The organism is 'Nostoc azollae' 0708, assembly GCF_000196515.1.
Lineage (GTDB): Bacteria > Cyanobacteriota > Cyanobacteriia > Cyanobacteriales > Nostocaceae > Trichormus_B > Trichormus_B azollae.
This window is the reverse complement of sequence record NC_014248.1, coordinates 3440933-3462620: the sequence shown is the minus strand read 5'-3', so window position 1 is coordinate 3462620 and position 21688 is coordinate 3440933. Positions and strand designations below refer to the sequence as shown.

The window sequence follows — 21688 nt, the reverse complement described above, 5'->3', positions numbered from 1 at the left end:
CTTTTTTCTTGCACCTTATTCACTTTTTATCCCCCCGAATCTCTTGATTTATCTAGGTTTTTCGTTTATATGGCTTAACGCCACGCTACACTATCAGCAAGCCCTAATTACGCCATACTGTACTAGGTATATAAAGATTTGGGCAGGCAAGATACCTACCCCACCCATAAGATAATAAAATTACCTAAACTACGGCTTTTTCCAAAATCAATTTAGAACGCTTCACTTGTTCAGGAATAGGCACAGGATAATCACCTGTAAAACAGGCAGAACAGAAACTATTAGTATCTTCTTTTGTTGTTACTAACATTCCTTCCCAACTCAAATAAGCGAGAGTATCAACTTCCAATTGCCTCGTTATTTCTGCTACTGATTTTGTCGCAGCAATTAGTTGATCTTGTGTATCTGTATCAATACCGTAGAAGCAAGGATGAGTGACAGGAGGGGAAGAGATTCTCATATGTACTTCCGCTGCACCTGCATCACGCAAGGCTTTAACGAGTTTACGGCTGGTAGTTCCACGTACAATAGAATCATCAATTATTACTACTCGTTTACTGAATAAAACATCTTTCAAGGGGTTCAATTTCATTTTAATTCCTGTTTCGCGCATACTTTGGGTAGGTTGGATAAATGTCCGTCCGACGTAGCGATTTTTAATTAACCCTTCACCATAAGCTATACCTGATGTTTGGGAAAAACCAATGGCCGCAGGTATGCCAGAATCAGGTACACCAAAAACTATATCTGCTTCTATAGGTGATTCTTCTGCTAATCTTCTTCCTAAGCGCATCCGATAGCTGTATAAGGTTTCATTGTGCATCAAGCTATCAGGACGGGCAAAGTAGATCATTTCAAAGATACACAATTTGCGCTGGGGCTGTTGATTCCAAGGGAAAGAAGCTAAACCATTTTCTGTAATCCAAACTAACTCACCTGGTTCGACATCACGCAAGTATTCTGCACCGATAATATCTAAACCGCAGGTTTCAGAAGCCAGAACGTAACGAACTGGACTACTATCTAATGTACCAATTACCAAGGGACGAATGCCGTTGGGGTCTCTTACTCCCATAACACCATCGGGTGTACCAATGACTAGACTAAATGCTCCTTGACAGCGGTGAAAGGCGCGAATAGAGCCTTCTAACCATTCTGCACCGGCATTAACTTCTTCTGCGATCACATAGGCAATCATTTCTGAATCTGTGCTTGTTACCAGGTTAAAATTACTTTTGAGCAACTCTTCCCGCAATTGAATTGTATTTACTAAATTACCATTGTGTGCTAGAGCTAATTTGCCTAAACGAGTGTCGACCACCGCAGGTTGAGCGTTAACTTTACGACTAGAACCAGTAGTAGAATAACGGGTGTGACCAACAGCAATATTACCGGGTAAATCTTCTAAAATAGATTCATTGAAGACTTGAGACACCAAGCCCATATCTTTGTGCAGGTGTACGTGCTTACCCTCAAAAGTAGCAATACCCGCTGATTCTTGACCCCGATGTTGCAGGGCATATAATCCGAAGTACGTTAATTTTGCAACATCTTTTTCTGGTGCGTAAATACCGAAAACACCGCAAGCTTCTTCAGGCTTATCATGGTGGTTTTCATGGCTGTTGATAGATTGATCCAGAGTGACGGGATGATGAGGAATCATGCTGGTTTTGCTCCTGGTGGGGTGTCTGTCAATGAAGAAAGGAGTTCAGAATATTCCTGTGTCTCTAAAAATACAGACACAGGAGAAATTATATTAATATACTTGGTCTTCTGAACTGCTTTCTTCGTCACTGGGATTATATCAATGGATAGTTGCAAAATTCTTAACAAATCCTTAACCATCCATTAAAAGATTAGCGTAATTTGTGGAATTTAGTCCAAAAAGTACAAAATTACTATCAGCAGGTAGAGGAATTTTGGATTTTAGATGGAATAATCTCCAACTAAAAATACTCGCTGCGCTCTATTCGCACTTGCTGGTTAAAGTAGAAATGGGAAGAAATAACTTTCTCTTCCCTATCACTTATTTAGGTATTAACATGGATAGCGAGCCGATTAGATATTGCTAGATCATAGCGCTCGCTCATTTCTTGAATGCTAACCTTGATTAAATCATGGTTGTCATTGGTGCAAATCTGCAAACCTAATTCGGAATTACTAACCACACCTAATTTCTGCCAATTTTCTGGCAAATACTCCTGTAAATAGGATTCCCAAACTTCGAGATGTTCCTCACTCACAGAAACCAAAATCCTTGCACCACCTTCACCAAATAGCACCTCATCAAATCTCAAATCATGAGTTGCAGAAATACCCAAATTAATCTCTGCGCCAAGATGACCAGAAAGACAACATTCAGCCAAAGCTACCGTTAAACCACCTTCAGCAGTATCATGAGCGGAACGCACCCATCCAGCGCGAATACCCTCACGACAAACTTTTTGTACACGACGTTCCAAATCAAAATCTACCCTGGGCGGCTTACCAGCAATTGTATTATGGATCGTTGCCAAATATTCCGAAGCACCCAATTCAATTTTAGATATTTCTGCCCCCCTTTCTAAGGGGGGTTGGGGGGATCGAGATTTCACATCTATACCAAGAAGGTAAATCAAATCACCTGGGCTTTGTAAACCTTGTCCACATATTTTAGTCAAATCCTCTATTAAACCAACCATCCCCACCACTGGAGTCGGATAAATTGGTTGGGGATTTCCCTGACTATCTAGTGTCTCATTATACAAAGAAACATTTCCGCCAGTCACAGGTGTAGAGAACTCCTGACACCCCTCACTCAAACCCTGACAAGCAGAAGCTAATTGCCAATAACCAATTGGTTTTTCAGGACTACCAAAATTGAGATTATCAGTCACAGCCAAGGGTTCAGCACCCACACAGCTAAGATTCCGCGCTGCTTCCGCTACCACAGCCTTAGCACCCTCATAAGGATCAAGATACACATAACGCGAATTACAATCTACCGTAGCAGCCACCCCAGATTTGAGATTTTCAGCTTTAGTTGTGAGATTGAGGATATCTTCCAAAGGACGTAACCGCAGCACCGCAGCATCAGCACCACCAGGTAACAACACCGTATTATTCTGTACTTGATGGTCATATTGGCGATAAACCCAGCTTTTAGAAGCAATAGTTGGCGTATTCAGCAAGATTAATAAAATCTCATTCCAACTTTTCCAAATTCTGCCAGTTTCAATTCCTGTAGCATCACAAGCAGGTAAACTATCAACCGTCCAAGCCCAAGCTTCGAGCGCATATTGTGGCGGGTTTGTCAATAGTTCCCGTTCATATAAAGGTGTATTTTCTGCCAAAGCATCAGCTGGAATTTCAGCAGCTACTTTACCCTGAAATAATATCCTCACAATGGGTTCAGCAATCACCGTACCAGCAACCACTGCTTGTAGTCCCCAACGGTGGAAAATATCAATTAATTCCTTTTCCCGTCCTTTATGGGCAACAAACAGCATTCTTTCTTGAGATTCCGACAACAGATATTCATAAGGTATCATTCCTAACTCACGAGCCGGGATTTTATCCAAGTCAAACTCAATACCCACACTGCCTTTCGCAGCCATTTCCGAAGTAGAACAAGTTATACCAGCCGCACCCATATCTTGTGCTGCAACAACAGCCCCAGTTTTGAACGCTTCCAAACAAGCTTCAATTAGAGATTTTTCTAAAAATGGGTCGCCTACTTGCACTGCAGGGCGGTCATCCATTGATTGATCAGTTAATTCTGTACTGGCAAAACTTGCACCACCCATACCATCCCGACCAGTGGTAGAACCAACATATAATACAGGATTACCAAAACCAGAAGCACCAGATTTTACGATATCTTCTGTTTCCATTAATCCCAGTGCCATGACATTAACTAAGGGATTACCAGAATAGGCTGAGTCAAAATAAACTTCACCACCAACAGTGGGAACACCGACGCAGTTACCATAGTAGCTTATACCAGCTACAGCGCCCGTAAATAACCTTTGAGTTTTCGCATCATCTAAATCACCAAATCTGAGAGAATTTAATAAAGCAATAGGACGCGCACCCATTGTAAAAATATCTCTTAATATACCACCCACACCCGTTGCTGCACCTTGGAATGGTTCAACGGCTGAAGGGTGGTTATGGGATTCTATTTTAAAAGCTAATCTCAGTCCATTCCCAATATCAACAACTCCAGCATTTTCACCTGGTCCCACGAGGATGCGGGGGCCTGTGGTGGGAAACTGTTTCAGTAAGGGACGAGAATTTTTATAACAGCAATGTTCAGACCACATTACCCCAAACATTCCTAATTCAGCTTTATTGGGATGACGACCTAAGCGACGGACTATTTCTGCATATTCTTCAGGCTTGATACCTTCTTCTGCTATTTGTTGCGGAGAAAATGGATTTTGTTCGGTGGTGGTCATGGTAGTTATGCACCAAGAGGACAGAGGAATATTCTATCTGTTTACGGATCAATTGGAGTATAACTTTCCTTTCGCTCATGAATAGATACCGTACTTAGCCCGGTATAGTGTACAATTAACTAACTAGAGAGGGACGAGAATTTAGAAAGGAGTATGTGTCTGCCTTTCCATAGTATTAAGATGAGGAAACAGCCAAGGAAAGAATCAGGGTTGGGAATAGTTACGGATAGTTCCTATCCATGAAAGTGTTGATGACAAATTCATAACTGACCTCATATCTATAACATGTATAAAATGGGCAACACTCATGAACCAATTCCTAATGTGACTAAACCACAAATAGTAAGAATTACTTGTGACTAAATTGGGGAATCCAGGGGAAATCTTTGTTGAGGTACCCGGAATATTTTTACAAGTCTAATGACCTGTTCAACAAAAACACCCTTGGTGGAAAACTCTTTGTTTCCTGCCTTTTGTTCTGAGACGCCATGGCATAATCCCTATCATGTTTTTCTAGCTGTTCACGGAGACTAGGAGGGAAAACATTTTGTAATATCTCTAGCCAGTAATGAAATGTCTCCTGTGCTTCCGTTTTGTTTGGATATACCGAAATGCAAACCTAAAACCTCAAATGTTGGCATTTTCCTCACATAGAACAAGCATAGACATACCTCTTCTTTTATTTCTAGTTTCCCTTTCCCCCCTCCTCCTTTCTAATTTATACCTATCTTTTTACTTTCTATGTAACCTTGAAGTGTTTTGTGCTACATTTCAGGTTGGGCTAACAAGTCTTGAAACTGATGGTTAGTTCTTCCCAGTATTTGTTTTGTACGATGTGGATATTCTTGAATATAGTTAATTTAGTGGATTTTTCCTTTTGGTACACCCTCAAAATTCCCTTCTACCATTTTTTTCACACCAAGTTAATCTTCCTGACAGGTCTACTATGTAGCTCCCTGATGAAATATGCAAGATATCCTAACCATTACCATTACCCCAGAAATGAAAGCAGCACTTTTAGAAATTACTCAAGCTGAAGGTATATCTGCTGATAGTTTAGTTGGTAAAGCTATTGAGGACTATATATTTACCCACAAATTCCACGCATTGCGTTCTTATTTGATGTAAAAGAATGGAACAGTCTACACCGATGAGGAAATTTCTGAGATAATTTCATGAAGCTAGTACTGCCGTGAATTCAAAATACTTCCTTCTTTCATCAGAGCTACACTAACAAAGTAGTGCTTCCAGCAGGCTGCGCCAACGAAATTCAAAATGTATACGGCTTGAGCTTTTCAGACATTTGGAAGGGTTGGTTTATTGACGCCGTACTGTACTAGTTATAGATGTAGATAGGTGTTTTCATGTTGGTTACCTGTTAGGTAGGTACAAATTTGTAATGACAGAAGTTTAGATGTATTGATTATAGTTTGTAATTCTTTCTGCACTTGTTCAAGTTCTTAGCATTTTTGATTAATAAAATATTTTTTAAGTTTTTTGCGGCTTTCTCGATTTTCTGGCTCTATTTTATCTTGTTTTTATATCAAATCTTCCCAAATTAATAGGGAGCATCCCAATTTTGCAAAAACATCACAAATTTTCATTCTGAGCGTAAGATTTAGCTGTAGAAACTATCCAATTGATGATAGAGTTTCACGAAGAGATTCCCCAGAAAGATTTGTAGGTTGTAAATAGGAAGGCACAAAAAACCGTAGACGCGCAGCGGCTTCTCGGAGAGAAGTATGTACCGAAAAGTAAAATTTATCAAAACCTCTTCCCTATTGCCTATTGCCTTGTCATAACGACAATTTTAAACACCCACCTACTTACAGCAGATTGCAGATAAATGAGGTACAGAATCTAAATTGAAACCTAGACGGTAAGAGAGTCTCACTCGTGACTCCTGACTCCTGCTGTAGTTATTAGTTAACGTAAGCATGCAGCTTTTTCAGGCTAACACCAATAATACCTATTTGATAATTAACCAATTTCTCAAACATTCTGACTCCTGAATTCTTACTTAGTTAATAAACAGTCTCACGAGCTTTCTCCGCGTTGATGGGTTTAATTAGGTAAAGTTTCAACATATACCACAAGATGTTTTGCATCAAAGGTATTTTTTGGAATAACTTCACTATTCCCCATTTTTTACTGTTATTGATTGCAATTAATTTCTGATTATTAATTGCACACTGTTCCAAATACCAGAAAAAGTAGGGGTGATCTGTATTTAAGATAGTGGGAAAAGCCCTTGCTGCAGTTTTGTTGGTTTCTGTAATTACCTGATTATTGTATTTACGGGGATGAATTCCCAAGATTTCATAGAAATTTGCCCGTTCAAAAACTGTTATTGTATGGGTAACAAACACAGTCAATAAAAAGAACCGCACCCATAAGCGTGCTTTCCAATTATTCCATAACTGGGGTTGAGAACGTAACAAAGCCTTGAAGAAATCCCCGTGTCTATTTTCATCCTGACACCAGCTTTCAAACTTTCTAAAGAGGGGATAGAACTGGAATTCTGGATTTTCTGCCATGTGGCGATATACTAAAATATAACGCCAGTAGCCAATTTTCTCTGATAGGTAAACTGTGTAAATTACCCAGTCTGGAGGAAAGAAAGTATAGCTACGGTTTTTCGTGAGATAACTTAAGTCAAGGGAAAGACTAAAGTCTCCCATTGCCTTATTCAAAAAACCCGCATGACGTGCTTCATCTCTTGCTAGATATTCAAACGCTTCAGACAATAAGGGGTTACTATATTTGATACGACGGGATAACTCTTTAAAGAGTAAAAACCCAGAGAACTCCGAAGTACAAGAACGTTCTAAAAAGTCAATAAAAGCCAGCCGTTTCTCACCCGGAATATGATTCCAAGACTGTTTAAATTCATCATCACGAACGAAGTGATGGCGGTTATAATCAGCCTTGAGTTCATCAACTACAGCCCTAATTTCTGCTTCATGACCAGAAATATCCAATTTCGCCACAGCATTAAAATCTGTGGTATAAAACCGGGGTGTTAATAGTGTTTCTTGAACAGGTGCTTTGACACCTGGTTTCAATAACTCAACTGGGGGAGTTTCCAAAGACTTAACCATGATACTCCTTTGGCTATTTTATGCTTGTAAAATTATCTAACCATAAATAGTTATTAGTAGTCATCAGTTAAATTATTGAAAGTAAATTGTACAAAATTATCTGAGAAGATGTTTGAAAATTTATTTGTAAAGTATCAACTCCTAGGAGTTGATACTTTACAACCCTCACCTGAAATACTTTAGCAGAAGCATAAATCTTTAGCGGCTTATTGATGCCGATTTGTCAACAGTACCACCATTATCAATGGTGCTAGGAGGTGAAGTAGAATGATTTGCACGTTCTACCAACTGATGTGGAGACTGAATACCTAATTTTGATAAATTTGCTCTCCATTGATTTTGAGTTCTATCAAGCTGATGAAGATGATACTTTTATAATAAATTTCCGTATTCTGTACCACTACGGTTACTCAATACTGCTGCTATTACTTCTGCTTGCTTGAGTTGTTTAGGAAAGGCTTTCAGCCCATAGAGTCCAGGAATGGGATCAATAGGACGACCAAAACTATCTAAAATATGATGAATACTATTTCCTGTGATTATTCTTTCTAATTTGCGTCCGTCACCAAAATCAATTGTTACTTTGGTAACTGGTTGTACTAGTTGCAAATGTGAAATAAAGTTTTCTATCAGTTCTTGAATAATTCCTGAATTTCGATATAATGCGACTCTAACAGATCGGCTCTTAGCACAACTGAGTTCTGTATCTAATCTACGTAACAACCCCAAAGGAAGAATTAGTTTACCACTAGTTTTAGCGGCAGCTTCAGCTTGTTCTAAATCTGTGTACCAATATAAATTAGATGCATAACAATCTCGTTGTTGACATAATTGGTCTAAAGCTATTTTGATTTGTGGTCATGTTAAATCGTTAATATGGGATTTGAGAAAAGTTTGTAATCCTGTTGCAACCTCTTGACGTAATCTTGTAGCTTCTTGAGTTAATTGAGATGTTTTCGCTGTGGTATCTTGGGTATAACCAGCTTGGGAAAAGACGCAACTGGCTAAAATGAAAACAAAGGTAAATTCTAAATCTGTCAATTTGATAGTTTTAAACTTGATTCAATTTACTATGACAAGTATGGTACTTAATTTTTGATATATCTACTTGCTTATTCTTCCTTTTGCTGATGTTGGTGGATACTTACTAACTTCTATTAAGAATGGAAGTTAATCACACTTTGGGGAGTAGTACCAGCAGCAATAAAATCTACAATTTCATCGTAGACTTTGATTGTTTTGAGAGATGTATTCATGGCGGTATCCTTTTTTTTTATTATTTTAACTGTTTAATTCTGCTAATTTATTTTTCGCACACTCCCGCACTTGCTCATCTAGTTCATTTTCTGCTCTGTCGTGGAACAATGGTAAGGTTTCGCGAGCATTGGGATATGGCTTGATGATTATTTTCAGTGCAAGTAGTCGAGGGTTATTTTCTCGTTCTTCTATCAATTAGCAATACCCATATTCTCGCGCTACGTTGGTGGAAATAGAGGGGACAGAGGCTGTTTTCCCCTTTACCTCTTCTGTGATTATTTGCGGTGATTGGGATCACTTACAATAAGTGATCTGGAATTTGTTAACTAATGCCATCAAGTTCACACCCCAAGGCGGTAATGTAGAAATCAGGCTAGAGCAGATTACTATCAGCAACCCAGAAGCAAAAAATTATGTCAGCTGCGGTTGCCGTGAGCATCAACAACCACCATTCAGGAAATATGCTCAGATTCAAGTAATTGACAATGGAATTAGTATTACTCCTGATTTTCCCCCTTACGTCTTTGATCGCTTTAGTCAAGCTGATAGTTCCAGCACTAGGTCTCATGGTGGACTAGGACTAGGATTAGCACTCGTGCGTCATTTAGTAGAATTACATGGTGGTACTGTCGATGTAGAAAGTTCAGGTAAGAACGAAGGAGCAACATTTACAGTCAGGCTGCTACTTCTGGAAGAAAGCAGAAATGTAGAGGATCAAAAGTATCGGGAAGGAGCAGAAAAATCTCTCTCTGTTTCTCTGGATTCTTCCATCTCTCTGCCTTAAATCGCAGGTATACGTGTGTTAGTTGTAGATGACGAAGCTGATACCCGTCAACTTATTAGGACGGTACTGGAAGAATGCCAAGCAAAAGTTACAGTAGTGGCATCAGCTTCAGAAGCATTATAGATGCTTACTCAGTGGAAACCTGATGTTTTCGTTAGTGATATTGGAATGCCAGAAGAAGACGGAATACGATCTATAACAGGCAGGTTTTCAGCTACATTTACCTAAACCTGTTGAACCAGCGGAATTAGGTACAGTAGTCGCTAGTCTAGTTAAACGCAATACAAATATTGTCTGATAGGGTAGCGTGGCCCAAGCTATATCAGGATTTACAAGACTTAAAGATTTACAGATTTACTCATGCAAGTCTAAAGAAATATGTATATCTTTATATTTATAAGAAGATTAATAGTTAAATAAATTTAAGTAGCAAGAAAAATCAACTAATATCTATATCAGCATTGGTGCTTGCTGGATAGATTGGTGCAGCAAAACCACATCTCTAGAATAGCAATTGTGTAACGTTGACATCGACGGTGAACTGATAAACAAGTCGATGACTATTGAGAAAATTTGCGTGTGAACATGAAGGAAGTAATAATGAGTAATAATTTAGCCGTCAAGCTGCGTTCTGGTACTCGACAAGCTCATAGAGATGCAGAAAATACCGGTTTCATGAAATGTTCTATCCAAGGAGTTTTAGAGAGAGAATGCTTCATTAAGGTTTTAAGTGATGTGTATTTTGTTTACAGTGAACTACAAACAGCAGTTGATAAAAATAAACAATATCCTGTAATTAGTGTAATGTATCTTCCTGAACTAAATCGTCAAGCATCTCCAGAAAAAAATATGATGTTTTATCATGGGAATCTATGGCCGCACCTCATCAGTCCATTAACGGCTACTCAAAATTACATTGCACGTATTTATGAAATATCTGCTCATGAACCTACTTTGTTATTAGGTCATGCCTATACCCATTATATCGGTGATATTTCTGGTGGACAAATGCTACCAAATATTGCTCAGTCAGCTTTAAAACTATCTGGATATGAAGAAACTCCCTTTTACAAATTTGAGCAAATTCCCGATAAGCAGGAATTCAAAAATAGGTATCGTCAAGCATTAGATACCGTCGCTGTCGATGATATCACTGCTGATAAAATTGTCCCCGAAGCTAATGATGCTTTCTACCTGAATATGGAGATAATGAAAGAATTGGAAAGTATTTTAATTCAAGATTTAGGTCGAGCTACATATAATGACCTAGTTTGATATAGTATTTTTAATCAAGACTGGGTTTCTTAAAGTAAGTCCTAGCTAGTTAGTTTCAGTATTTAAAGCTGAAGCATACAAATATATTGGCAATTAGTAATCAAAGATTGCCAACTTTACAACAATTGGTTGGGAAAGATTAGCGTAATTACTCCCAATTCAAAAATTACAATTCCTACAATCACTAGCAGTGAACTAAAAGTCTCTCGGAGGTTTTAATGGTCTTTCTACTACCAGGTGTGAAATTTGATCTGGATCTGATTAAAAAGTATGATACCCGCGCACCCAGATACACCAGCTACCCACCCGCTACAGAGTTAACTGAAACGTTCACAGCAGCAGATTTCCAACCCTCTATTGCTGCTTCTAATGAACGTCAAAGTGCCCTATCTTTGTATTTCCATATTCCATTTTGTCAGACTGCTTGTTATTTCTGTGGCTGTAATACTGTAATTTCTAATAACAAGAATATTGCCAAAGCATATCTACACAATTTGGTACAAGAAATTCACAACACCGCAGAGTTGATTGACACAAGTAGAAAGGTGCTTCAGGTACATTGGGGTGGTGGAACACCTAATTATTTGGAACTCGACCAAGTTGAATTTTTGTGGAATAAGATTAATCGTTATTTCACTATTGATTCATCAGCAGAGGTTTCAATTGAAATTAACCCCCGTTATGTCAATAAGGAATACATTCAGTTTCTGAGAGATATTGGCTTTAATCGGATTAGTTTTGGTATCCAAGACCTTAACCCGAAAGTACAAGCAGCGGTAAACCGTATCCAACCGGAAAAAATGCTGTTTGATGCTATGGGTTGGATTAAGGAGGCTAATTTTAGCAGTGTCAATGTAGACTTAATTTATGGTTTGCCATACCAAACTCTGCATACTTTTCAGGAAACGGTAGAAAAGACAATCATTCTAGACCCTGATCGAATTGTGGTGTTTAATTTTGCTTATGTACCTTGGATGAAACCTGTGCAGAAGAGGATTTCCCAAGATACATTACCCGCAGCACAGGAAAAGTTAGATATTCTGAAGATGACCATTGAGGAGTTGACAAATAACGAGTATTTGTTTATTGGCATGGATCATTTTGCGAAAACTAATAATGAATTAGCGATCGCTCAACGTAATGGTACTCTAAAACGCAACTTCCAAGGCTATACTACCCACGCAGAAACAGAACTTTTTGGGTTTGGTTCTACATCTATCAGTATGCTAGAAGATGCTTATGCTCAGAACCATAAGAGTTTAAAGGACTATTATCAGGCTGTATCAGCAGGTGTTATTCCTACCAGTAAAGGCATTAAATTAACCCAAAATGATATCATCAGAAGGGATGTCATTATGTCAATCATGTCTCACTTTCAGCTACATAAGTCAGACATTGAAGATAAATATCACATCAATTTTGATGAATATTTCTCTCAGGAACTAGAAGAGTTAAAACCCCTAGAAGGTGATGGACTAGTAAATTTATTTACCAACCAAATCGAAATTACAGATATTGGTAGATTACTGGTCAGAAATATTGCAGTTAATTTCGATACTCATACCAGAACTAGAGAAAGAAAATTCTCTCGTGCAATTTAAGGGGAGCATCCCAATTTTGCAAAAATATCGTAAATTGTCATTCTGTTAGCGAAGCGTGGCGTAAGCCATGCGGAACGGAATGAAGTGTATCCGGCACGCTTCGCTAACATTGTGCTGTGCTTCATACATACCCTGCGGGAAGCAAGCTACAGCATGACAATAGACTTATACATTTGGGATGCTCCCAATTTAAATTTAAGTATGGTAATTGGAAACATCAGGCTTATGTAATTCGTAAAAATTGCTCATGGTCACCCCAACTTCTTCAAGAAGTTGGGGATATCAAAAATAATTCAGGAATTCAGGAGTATGGCTTCTGAACTTATTTCAATTTTTAAACATATATTTTCAAGAAATAAAAAAATATCAATTATCTCCACCTTTTGGTTTACATGATTCTGTCAAATGATATAAATAACCATCTTTTATCATTGATAAAATTGATATAAATAAAATCCTTAGAGGTAATAAGCAATGATCAATATTATTGCTTGGCTAATTTTAGGACTATTAGCTGGTGCCCTTGCTAAAGCTATTTATCCAGGTGATCAAGGTGGCGGCATTGTGTCCACAATAATTTTAGGTATTATTGGTGCTTGTATTGGTGGAACTTTATTTACACTACTCCGCACAGGTACTCTACAATTTACTGCTGCTACTTTAAGTATTCCTGGACTATTGGTTGCAATACTTGGTGCAGTAATTGCCATTTATCTATGGACTTTATTCCAAAGAAGTAGCAGAGCCTAAATTGAGCCTAAATCTTGAAAGTTGAAGTTTAACACCTGAATTAATTAATTGTATGTTTTTCCACAAAAAAGAACCAATTCATTTTGTCAAAGTTGATGAATCTAACCCTCATTTTGCTCAATTACTTCTAGAGCAATTTGGCGGTGCAACAGGAGAACTGACAGCAGCTTTACAATATTGGGTACAATCTTTCCATGTTGAAAATCCTGGTATTCGGCATATGCTCCAAGATATTGCCATTGAAGAATTCGGTCATTTGGAAATGGTTGGTAAACTCATCGAAGCTCACACAGAAAATACCGACCAAACCGAAGCTTACAAAAGCACTCTTTTTGCACTGCGAGGAATTGGACCCCATTTTCTTAATAGTCAAGGTCAAGCTTGGACTGCCAGTTACTTGAATGAAGGTGGTGATGTAGTCCGTGATTTACGCGCTAATATTGCCGCAGAAGGTGGCGCTCGTCAAACCTATGAGGAGTTAATTAAACTGGCAACAGATCAGGGAACTAAAAATACCTTACTCCATCTTTTAACGCGAGAAGTTTCTCATACCCAAATGTTTATGAAAGCTCTGGATTCTTTGGGTAAGTTAACTGATCCTTTATTTGGTAATATTCAACCAGATGAAACTGTCTCTCTTTATTACAATTTATCAACAAATGGAACTGAGCAAGAACAGCGTGGACCTTGGAATTCTGAACCAACATTTAATTACGTTGCCAATCCTTTAGAATCTCGAACTCAATAATTGGTAAATTGTGATTTATCTACAATTTTATGTTACTTAGGGTGGAAAAAATCCACCTTTATTTAAATTTATTAATCACGAATTCCAAATTAGCAATTACTAGGATTGTCAATCCGAGAAAAAGTGGTTGGGAAATCATTTACCATCGCGCTCATGCTTTGCTTGCGGCTCAACTAGCAGGACAATGGCAACGCAAAAATGCTCCCGCTAGATTGTATGAAACCTTGGCTGCTATTTCCCAAGATGGTGATTTAGAAAAAGAGTGGGAGGAAGATAATTTAACTGACGCAGGTGCGCCAATGGATTTTGTGCCTAACGGGACTTAAACAAAAGTTAAGAGTAAAAAGAGGAGTATAATGCAATTTCGGTGTAGCTTTCAGGGTAAAAGAAGCTGATGAAAGAAACCACTGCCGCAGCAATGGCACCATGGTTTGAAAAATGGTGTTAAAGGTTTGATGATGTATTTACTCATCAAGGGGAAAAAAGAGAGTTTAGACATTATTTAGGGGGATGATTGGGTGAAAGTGAGAGAAAAAACCTATTTCAAATGGCAGAGAATGCCCTAGGGGTGACTTACCAACGATTACACCACTTTTTAACTGAAGCACCTTGGTCCAGTTCCCAAGTCAATGACCGTCGGTTAGAGATTATGAACAAGTGTAGTCAGAGGAGAATCACCGGAGGATTTAGCTTAATAATTGATGATTCTGTCCATAGAAAAAGCGGGAATTTTAGGGATGGAGTAGGAAGACAATATATTGGAGAAATTAGGACAAGGGATACTGGAGTAGTAGTAGTAACAACACATACATCTATTATGATGCCAGTAAAAGCTTACCATTAAATATAGAGTTATATCACCACGGTGATTATTTACCCAAAGGGAAACAAGACCCTCTATTTGAGAATAAACCTGAGTTAGGAATTAAATTAATAGATCTGACCTTAAGCCGTGGTTATCAACCAGGAATAGTAATTATAGATCCTGGATATGGCCACAATACATCTTTCTTATTAAAGATAGAAAACCGGAATTTAAAGTAGTTAGGAGGATTAGCTAAAAATCCCAAAGTCCGTGCCAGTGACCAAGAGGATAGTCCAACAATAATTAGGTTAGATGAATTAGCACAAACTTTACCCCAAGAGGCTGTTACAGAAATTCAACTGGAGTTAGATAAACCCAAAATATTATGGGTAGTAACTAAAGAAGTAGAAATATCAGCCTTAACTAACTGGAAAGGGGAATATTGCTATCGTCATCAAGGCTTCTACTTTCTCTCAAGCCACTGATATTGACTACTTTATGACCAATGTTTCTTGAGCAATTGTCACACCCCAATGGATAGTTGATACATATTCTCAAAGAAATTGGGTAGAAGTTGTTTACAGGGAAGCCAAGGGATGGTTAGGACTCAACGAATATCAAGTTGGAGATAACAGCAGTTGACTGCGCCATTTTATTTTGGTTTTCTGTGCCTACACTTTTATTCTTTGCCATCAGTGGACTGGAGGATTAAGACCAAGGTGGGCTAAGAAACCTTTGAATACTTCTACTGAAGCTTTAGAAGGGTTGAGAACAGCCATATCTTTTCTATTTATTAATTGGTTCAACTGGAATCCGGACGTGTTTGCTTTTTACCAAGCCAGTTTGGGCTACATTTGGGCTTGATTTTTGTTTACGTCCCGTTAATACAAATATAGATTATAGATGTCTCCAAAGTAGCTAATTTGGGAGTAAATGCTCTTTACCGTGGTAGGTGGGTAGCTTTATTAATTTCTAAGCACATTAGCCGGATACATGAACCAGCTCGTGGCCGACTGGCAGAACAGGATATATTTTTAGATGAACAACTCAATCACCAACAAAATTTGCAGAAAGAATTAGGAGTAGCTCAAGCTCAGGTAGACGCAGCTTATGCTTTTATGCAATGTTGCTATCGCTTGTCTTTGATTCTCTGTTAGCAAGAACTCCCTGGTGATGAACAATGGCTAGAAATTAGTCTGGGTCCTGATGGACAGCGTTATGACATTATGCAACGTTGCGATGGTCTGGTAAAAGTTCAACCCTGGCCTTTTAAACATGAACAATTTACAGTCAATATCGAAGCCTGCAAATTATCTCAGGTCAAGTTTAACCACTCTCAAGAAATTTCTCAAGCTCTTTGTCAAGCTCCCATAAATGTTCTCCATAAATGTTCTGGAATGGACTTTTGTCAAGAGTTAGTCCCAGCATTTTACCTCTGTTAACTTCTGTAAAGAAGTAGTTAAACTTATTTACATAAGTTAACTAATGCCTATCACTTAATCCAAGAGAGCGGCATACTCAAGGACTGAGCGATTAAAAGCCAGAGGTAATATGTCCGTCCATCTCAACAAAGCGGTCTAGTTACTGCACGATATGTCATCGGTAGAGTTCTAGTGGTTTTGGGTACTAGTTAAGAAATACTGACATCGGTTTTCTATCTTTTATTGACATTTGATCTTCTCCCAACTACCTCAGCTGTACAGCTGAGGTTTTTTGTTTTATATCCAACAATCTAAACCGTTGCCAGCCCTTCTAAACAGACTTCGCTATGACTCCTAGTTGTAACCCTGGGGGAAAACTACCTTCTTCTTTAATTTGCTTGATTTCAGCATCGGTAATTCGCAAATTCAACTTTTGTGCTAAACATTTGACAGTATCTCCCCTATCAATCACACCAGCTACAGCACCTGCGGGAGAAAGTACCGTAATTTGAGGTAGCTGTTCGTTTTCTAGTTTGTTAATTACCTCTGCTAAGGAAGTGGATTCACTAACTGTGGGTATTGTTGTGAGGGGATGGACAATGCTTTGTAGAGTTTGGGTTTCCCACTGACTTCTTTCCGTTGTTCGCAAATCATCAACTTTTACTAAACCTCGGTAACGTCCATCAGCAGCAGCAAAGTAAACATGAGGGGAAGATGATTCTAAAAGATATAAGTCAGCAAATTCCCGCAATGTTTGGTCTGCATCCACTACGCGAAAATCACGAGTCATAGCATCACTACCTACTAGCTTGAGTAGAGTTTCTTGTAATGTGGTTACACGGTCGTAGCTGTTAGCATTGCGAATCCCGAACCAACCTAATAACACGATCCACAGACCTGTCACCAATTCCCTGGTAAAGAAATCTAAAGCAAATCCTATAGCGATCGCACTATAACCTAAAATCTGTCCAGACCGGGCTGCCCAATGTACTGCTTGAAAGCGATCGCCTGTAAGTTTCCATAGTGCTGCCTTTAACACCTGTCCCCCATCTAGAGGTAAGCCAGGAATCAAGTTAAATAAAGCCACAATCAAGTTAACTCTTGCTAAATCCCTGACCATAAAACTTAGTAGAGTGGTATCAGGTATGACACTAGAAACTAGACTTAGCAGCAAAAATAGCACTATACTTACCAAAGGACCTGCGATCGCTACTTGAAAGGCTTTACCAGGTGTTTTTGATTCCTCCTCTATTGCAGCAATCCCACCAAAGAAAAATAGCGTAATAGAGTTAACTTTAATCCCTTGTAACTGTGCCACCAAGCTGTGACCCAACTCATGTAACAGCACAGAAGCAAATAACAGCAGTGCCATTACGAGTCCAGCACTCCAAGCCGTGACATTTCCCCACTGTTGATAAGCCACCCCAAAATTTAAAGTTGCCAACCCCAAAACTACAAACCATAAAGGGTCTAGAAACAGCGGAATGCCAAAGAAAGATCCAATTTGCCAATTTTTTTGCATTACATTATATTAATGTATCTATTTTTTAGACCTTACGCACCTTAAAATGCCAGTTTATAAAAAATATATAACTAGCGAAGGTCATATTTATAGAATAGACAATTAATTAAAATTAATACACCATAGCAGCGAATCTCAATTTGGTACAATCCTTTTCTTCCCCCACACCAAGCCTGTGATTCGATCCTGAACCTATAAAACACCCAAATTAGTCAAACCTAAAACCGCAGCCACACCGATAATATGACCAAAACTCATCGCTGCCAAGAATGTAGCAACACTAGGATTATTAAATAATGCTGGAAAAGGTAAAGGCATCTTTCGACCGACATGAGGATAGCTAATTGACCAACCGGCAAGCACAAGAACTAATAGACAGCTGCCAATGATAATTCCTGTTATTGTCCAGTTCCAACTTGTTACAGTCTTGGGAACAGTAGCTTGGACTACTAATAATATTGATGACATAGGAGTTGATTTCCATCTCTAAAGACAGTCATCTTTATCTTCTATCTCTTCAACCAAGTGATTCTTCTCTCAAAAGGAAGGTAAATAATTTACTCCCCATCTCCCTCATCTCCCTCATCTTCCCAGTCACCAGTTACCAGTCACCAGTCCTCAGTCCTCAGTCCTCAGTCCTCAGTCCTCAGTCCTCAGTCCTCAGTCCTCAGTCCTCAGTCCTCAGTCCTCAGTCATAAAAAAGCGGCAAGCAATTTGATATTTACTTACCGCCAAATTTTTACTATCTGTAGCTAGAGAGTATCAAATTGAACTTATAAACGACCAATATTAGTCAACCCCAAAACAATACCAATACCAATCACATGACCAAAAGCCATTGCACCAATAAATCCTGCCACACTAACGGGAAGTATAGGGAGTTGGGGTCCAACCTTGGGGGCTTTACTTACTAAACTCAATAAAAGCACAACAAAACAGCTAGCACTGATAATAATTCCCACTGTAGGACTCCACACAGGTGTTGCGGGAACAATTGCAGCGGCGGCTAGTAAGATAGATGATATCAAGATGTATTCTCCTACAATGAAAAAATGAATGTAAGCCTACAAAATTATAGAATTACGTAGGATAAAGCAAGAGTTTTTCATCTAACTTAGTAGAGTTTTGTGATTATTTTTAATTTCTCAGACTTAAATGCGAGTTAAAATTTGCGGCATCACTCAACCACAGCAATCTATAGCGATTGCATCCCTTGGTGCAACAGCACTAGGATTTATTTGTGTACCTACCTCACCACGCTACGTTACTATAGAGCAAATTCAGGCAGCAATAGCCAAAATACCTGACAAAATTGATAGAATAGGTGTCTTCGCCAATAGTAATATTTCTGAAATTACGCAAATAGTAATTGCATCTAATTTAACTGGTGTACAGTTACACGGAGATGAATCACCAGAATTTTGCCACAAATTGCGTCAATCTCTACCCCATATAGAAATTATTAAAGCCTTGAGAGTTCGCAATCTGGAACACCTACAAACCACAGCCAACTATATTGAGTATATAGATACCTTATTACTCGATGCCTATCATCCTCAACAATTAGGCGGTACAGGTCAAACTTTAGATTGGCAGGTGTTACAGGAATTTAGTCCCATTCGTCCTTGGTTTCTAGCCGGAGGACTAACACCAGATAATATTTTGACTGCAGTAAATCAAATTCACCCTAGCGGTATTGATTTATCTAGTGGTGTGGAACTCTCACCAGGTGATAAAGATTTGGATAAGGTAGGATTGTTGTTTGAAAGGTTAAATTCTGTATTTGTCTAAATCAGGATATCCATGATTTAAGGATTTACAGGATGTTCATTGATAATAACTATACGTGATTTACTCATCCTGTACCCGCAAATTTGGCAAGTTGGAACTTTTACTTTTGTCATTTAGCTCAGATATTCTCATTTAAATATTTAAATTATCTAACCAATTTTGCAAATCTTCTACAGTATCTAAATCAAATATCACCTCTCCCAAAGCTTCTATCACTTCTATATTTAAACCTCTAATTCTGGTTTCTAATTCCATATGTATAGTTGGCTAACTTCCTATTAATTTGACGAATAATTAGGGCTTGCTGAAAAAGTCGTGAAAAAATAAGAGGAGAATTGAGTAGGTAGTCAGGTAGGAGAGAGGATAAGGGTGTATTATATAGATATATCATAAACATCATGTTTACTAATAGAGGAAGTTAAAAAAGATGTTATTTTGAGAAATGGGCATAAAAAGACACAAAAAAGCCGGAATAGGAGGTTCCTCCTTTCCCACGAACTATCGGACGAATATGTGGTTGGTTTAAACTGACAATACGGTCTTCTATACTCTGTTTTTTATTTTCATATAACCATAGTTGCTGACGGTAAACTTCTGCCACTACCAGTAACATCTTAATATTGCCTATTACTCAGTTTTACGAGTGATGCACCCACATCTATTAGTTGCTGAATGTGAGCTAAGTTTCTTTTAATCGGACATTCTGCACCCAGAACTGTCACACCCCAACAAAACGTATGTATTTAGTACATAGGAACTAATTACTGGGAGAATTGACTAGAATTTATTGGAGCTAAATAGAAATTACCACTATTAAGTTAGCTTTATTGTTAATAAATACGACTAGGTACAAAATTTCGGTTCTTAGGTTTTTTTGATGGAAAACCTGGTTCAAAATCATTAGACCTCTTGCAGAATGAATTTTATGTTATAATAGGGGGTTGTCTTTGTTTTAGGCAAACCTTAGAAGAGTTACACAGTTATGTTTGAATTAGCAATCCCAAAGAACACCAAGAATACATAAAATCTAAATCTCTCTATTATACCACAGAAACAATTTTCCAATAGGTCTAATGTAATCTTTTACTCCTCTTTGAGGACTTAACTTCCGTAGTAAATGCTTGTGACAGTTAAGGGTGCGGAATGTGGTTTTGAAAGTTTAATGAAACGAAAAGCCTTATTAACTAACGAAATTAAACAAGGCTTTTTTATTCAAAATTTATCTGTAATTAAACATTGATTTTCTATTTTTTTCATCATCCTGATTTTGTATTCCTTGTGCAGCTTGCCTAACTATTTCAATTGTTAAATTTAATGCCTGTGAGATTTGTTCAACCGTTAAATTCAATGCTAACAATCTAGGTACGGATTCTAATTTTGCTTCCAAGCTGCCTTCTTGTCTTCCTCCCTGATAAACCTTTGTTTGCTTCAAATCACTTAGACTAAACATAGCTTCAATCTCCTTTCTACTCATCCTGGGAAATTTATAAACCAAGATTGTTTCTACTAATTCTAATAACTGCTGCTGTTGTTCATTGCTGATTTCCTGCTGAGTTCTGTTGATTAACTCTTTAGCGGTGATAATTGCCTTGTCTTGATCTTCGATGATTAAATTAATTTAATAGTACCAATACCAATAGGCAAAGATGCACTTTCACCTAATTTATTGAGATAAATTCGGCTGACACGCTGACTGGTAAAAAATTCGCTGTAATCTTTATTATCTGCTGTATCTAAACTCCGACTCGGATAGATAATAACCCCCCTCCAAGGGTTGTGAGCTTGATATTCCCGAAAATAGACGAAAATAAATTTCTGCATCGCTTTGAAACTGCACTTCCACAAGATAAATTGGGTTTTGTTCATCTTGCTATAGGCAGAAAAATCCCATCTATACGAAATGTAGTTTGCTTAAGTTCAATAGATAAGAACTTATAGTCCGTTGCTATTTGGGGTTGGTTGCCAATTAATTCAAAAAATATGCTGGGAAACTCTTGAAAAAGGTGATAAAATATGCCGTCAATTTTAACGGTCGATAAATTGCTGAAATCAGCACTGTGAATAGATTACTTCTTCGCTATTTACCCCAGTGTTGTACACAATTTAAATAGTCACATCTTGTACCTTATAAATCTGGATTGTAGGGCAATATCCATCTCTTTCCTGTTCCCTATTCCCTATTCCCTATTCCCTA

General features: G+C 38.1%; 17 protein-coding genes and 6 pseudogenes. 10 read left to right on the top strand and 13 right to left on the bottom strand.

Features of this window, described 5'->3' with window-relative positions:
• Positions 1 to 184: 184 nt before the first annotated feature.
• The 3 genes from purF to AAZO_RS38760 form a co-directional block, all read right to left on the bottom strand.
• Positions 185 to 1663: an amidophosphoribosyltransferase gene (gene purF, locus AAZO_RS16095; protein ID WP_013192060.1), complete on the bottom strand. Its 1479-nt coding sequence runs from the start codon at positions 1661 to 1663 to the stop codon at positions 185 to 187.
• A 367-nt stretch (positions 1664 to 2030) separates the two neighbouring features.
• Entirely contained in the window at positions 2031 to 4439 is a 2409-nt protein-coding gene (gene purL / locus AAZO_RS16085) for a phosphoribosylformylglycinamidine synthase subunit PurL (protein ID WP_013192058.1), read from the bottom strand.
• A gap of 530 nt (positions 4440 to 4969) precedes the next feature.
• Positions 4970 to 5089, bottom strand: coding sequence for a hypothetical protein (locus tag AAZO_RS38760; RefSeq protein WP_266889582.1), 120 nt, complete (start codon positions 5087 to 5089; stop codon positions 4970 to 4972).
• Positions 5090 to 5405: 316 nt separating this feature from the next.
• Here AAZO_RS38760 and AAZO_RS35505 point away from each other — a divergent pair, with 316 nt between their 5' ends.
• Positions 5406 to 5567: a hypothetical protein gene (locus AAZO_RS35505; protein ID WP_013192057.1), complete on the top strand. Its 162-nt coding sequence runs from the start codon at positions 5406 to 5408 to the stop codon at positions 5565 to 5567.
• Between the two features lie 896 nt (positions 5568 to 6463).
• Here the strand turns inward: AAZO_RS35505 and acsF are convergent.
• The 4 genes from acsF to AAZO_RS35490 form a co-directional block, all read right to left on the bottom strand.
• A complete protein-coding gene (gene acsF, locus AAZO_RS16075; RefSeq protein ID WP_013192056.1) occupies positions 6464 to 7540 on the bottom strand; it encodes a magnesium-protoporphyrin IX monomethyl ester (oxidative) cyclase in 1077 nt (358 codons plus the stop codon).
• Positions 7541 to 7912: 372 nt separating this feature from the next.
• Positions 7913 to 8269, bottom strand: a complete 357-nt coding sequence (locus tag AAZO_RS42665; RefSeq protein ID WP_187289502.1) for a hypothetical protein — start codon at positions 8267 to 8269, stop codon at positions 7913 to 7915.
• A gap of 129 nt (positions 8270 to 8398) precedes the next feature.
• Positions 8399 to 8581, bottom strand: coding sequence for a hypothetical protein (locus AAZO_RS42660; RefSeq protein WP_187289501.1), 183 nt, complete (start codon positions 8579 to 8581; stop codon positions 8399 to 8401).
• A 240-nt stretch (positions 8582 to 8821) separates the two neighbouring features.
• A complete protein-coding gene (locus AAZO_RS35490) occupies positions 8822 to 8992 on the bottom strand; it encodes a hypothetical protein (protein WP_187289500.1) in 171 nt (56 codons plus the stop codon).
• A 112-nt stretch (positions 8993 to 9104) separates the two neighbouring features.
• On the opposite strand from AAZO_RS35490, the pseudogene AAZO_RS35485 reads away from it, so the two are divergent.
• The 8 genes and pseudogenes from AAZO_RS35485 to AAZO_RS30900 all read left to right on the top strand — a co-directional run.
• Positions 9105 to 9879 (top strand): annotated as a pseudogene (locus AAZO_RS35485) (ATP-binding protein); the annotation flags it as partial.
• 302 nt (positions 9880 to 10181) lie between these two features.
• Positions 10182 to 10856: a biliverdin-producing heme oxygenase gene (locus AAZO_RS16060; protein WP_013192054.1), complete on the top strand. Its 675-nt coding sequence runs from the start codon at positions 10182 to 10184 to the stop codon at positions 10854 to 10856.
• Positions 10857 to 11074: 218 nt separating this feature from the next.
• Positions 11075 to 12457 carry an oxygen-independent coproporphyrinogen III oxidase gene (hemN, locus tag AAZO_RS16055; protein ID WP_013192053.1) on the top strand — a complete coding sequence of 461 codons (1383 nt, stop codon included), beginning with the start codon at positions 11075 to 11077 and terminating at the stop codon, positions 12455 to 12457.
• Positions 12458 to 12934: 477 nt separating this feature from the next.
• Entirely contained in the window at positions 12935 to 13207 is a 273-nt protein-coding gene (locus AAZO_RS16050; protein ID WP_041643308.1) for a GlsB/YeaQ/YmgE family stress response membrane protein, read from the top strand.
• Between the two features lie 52 nt (positions 13208 to 13259).
• Positions 13260 to 13955: a manganese catalase family protein gene (locus AAZO_RS16045; RefSeq protein ID WP_013192051.1), complete on the top strand. Its 696-nt coding sequence runs from the start codon at positions 13260 to 13262 to the stop codon at positions 13953 to 13955.
• A 29-nt stretch (positions 13956 to 13984) separates the two neighbouring features.
• Positions 13985 to 14263, top strand: a pseudogene (locus AAZO_RS16040) (DUF3891 family protein); the annotation flags it as partial.
• A gap of 86 nt (positions 14264 to 14349) precedes the next feature.
• Positions 14350 to 15624 (top strand): annotated as a pseudogene (locus AAZO_RS30905) (IS701 family transposase).
• 59 nt (positions 15625 to 15683) lie between these two features.
• A pseudogene (locus tag AAZO_RS30900) lies at positions 15684 to 16202 on the top strand (DUF3891 family protein).
• A gap of 310 nt (positions 16203 to 16512) precedes the next feature.
• Here the strand turns inward: AAZO_RS30900 and AAZO_RS16025 are convergent.
• The 3 genes from AAZO_RS16025 to psaK (AAZO_RS16015) all read right to left on the bottom strand — a co-directional run bounded on the left by AAZO_RS16025 (position 16513) and on the right by psaK (AAZO_RS16015) (position 18731).
• Positions 16513 to 17703 carry a site-2 protease family protein gene (locus tag AAZO_RS16025; protein WP_013192050.1) on the bottom strand — a complete coding sequence of 397 codons (1191 nt, stop codon included), beginning with the start codon at positions 17701 to 17703 and terminating at the stop codon, positions 16513 to 16515.
• A gap of 192 nt (positions 17704 to 17895) precedes the next feature.
• Positions 17896 to 18171 (bottom strand): photosystem I reaction center subunit PsaK, encoded by a 276-nt coding sequence (gene psaK, locus AAZO_RS16020; protein WP_013192049.1) that lies wholly within the window; start codon positions 18169 to 18171, stop codon positions 17896 to 17898.
• A gap of 305 nt (positions 18172 to 18476) precedes the next feature.
• On the bottom strand, positions 18477 to 18731 hold the full coding sequence (gene psaK, locus AAZO_RS16015) for a photosystem I reaction center subunit PsaK (protein ID WP_013192048.1): 255 nt from the start codon (positions 18729 to 18731) through the stop codon (positions 18477 to 18479).
• Positions 18732 to 18858: 127 nt separating this feature from the next.
• Between psaK (AAZO_RS16015) and AAZO_RS16010 the strand changes: the two genes are divergently transcribed.
• Entirely contained in the window at positions 18859 to 19494 is a 636-nt protein-coding gene (locus AAZO_RS16010) for a phosphoribosylanthranilate isomerase (RefSeq protein ID WP_013192047.1), read from the top strand.
• A gap of 132 nt (positions 19495 to 19626) precedes the next feature.
• Here AAZO_RS16010 and AAZO_RS38750 read toward each other — a convergent pair whose 3' ends face one another.
• The 3 genes and pseudogenes from AAZO_RS38750 to AAZO_RS30890 all read right to left on the bottom strand — a co-directional run bounded on the left by AAZO_RS38750 (position 19627) and on the right by AAZO_RS30890 (position 21557).
• Complete coding sequence (locus tag AAZO_RS38750; RefSeq protein ID WP_013192046.1) at positions 19627 to 19749, bottom strand: DUF4351 domain-containing protein; 123 nt, start codon at positions 19747 to 19749, stop codon at positions 19627 to 19629.
• Between the two features lie 232 nt (positions 19750 to 19981).
• Positions 19982 to 20189: pseudogene (locus AAZO_RS34020) on the bottom strand (IS5/IS1182 family transposase); the annotation flags it as partial.
• Between the two features lie 524 nt (positions 20190 to 20713).
• A pseudogene (locus AAZO_RS30890) lies at positions 20714 to 21557 on the bottom strand (Rpn family recombination-promoting nuclease/putative transposase).
• Between the last annotated feature and the right edge of the window lie 131 nt (positions 21558 to 21688).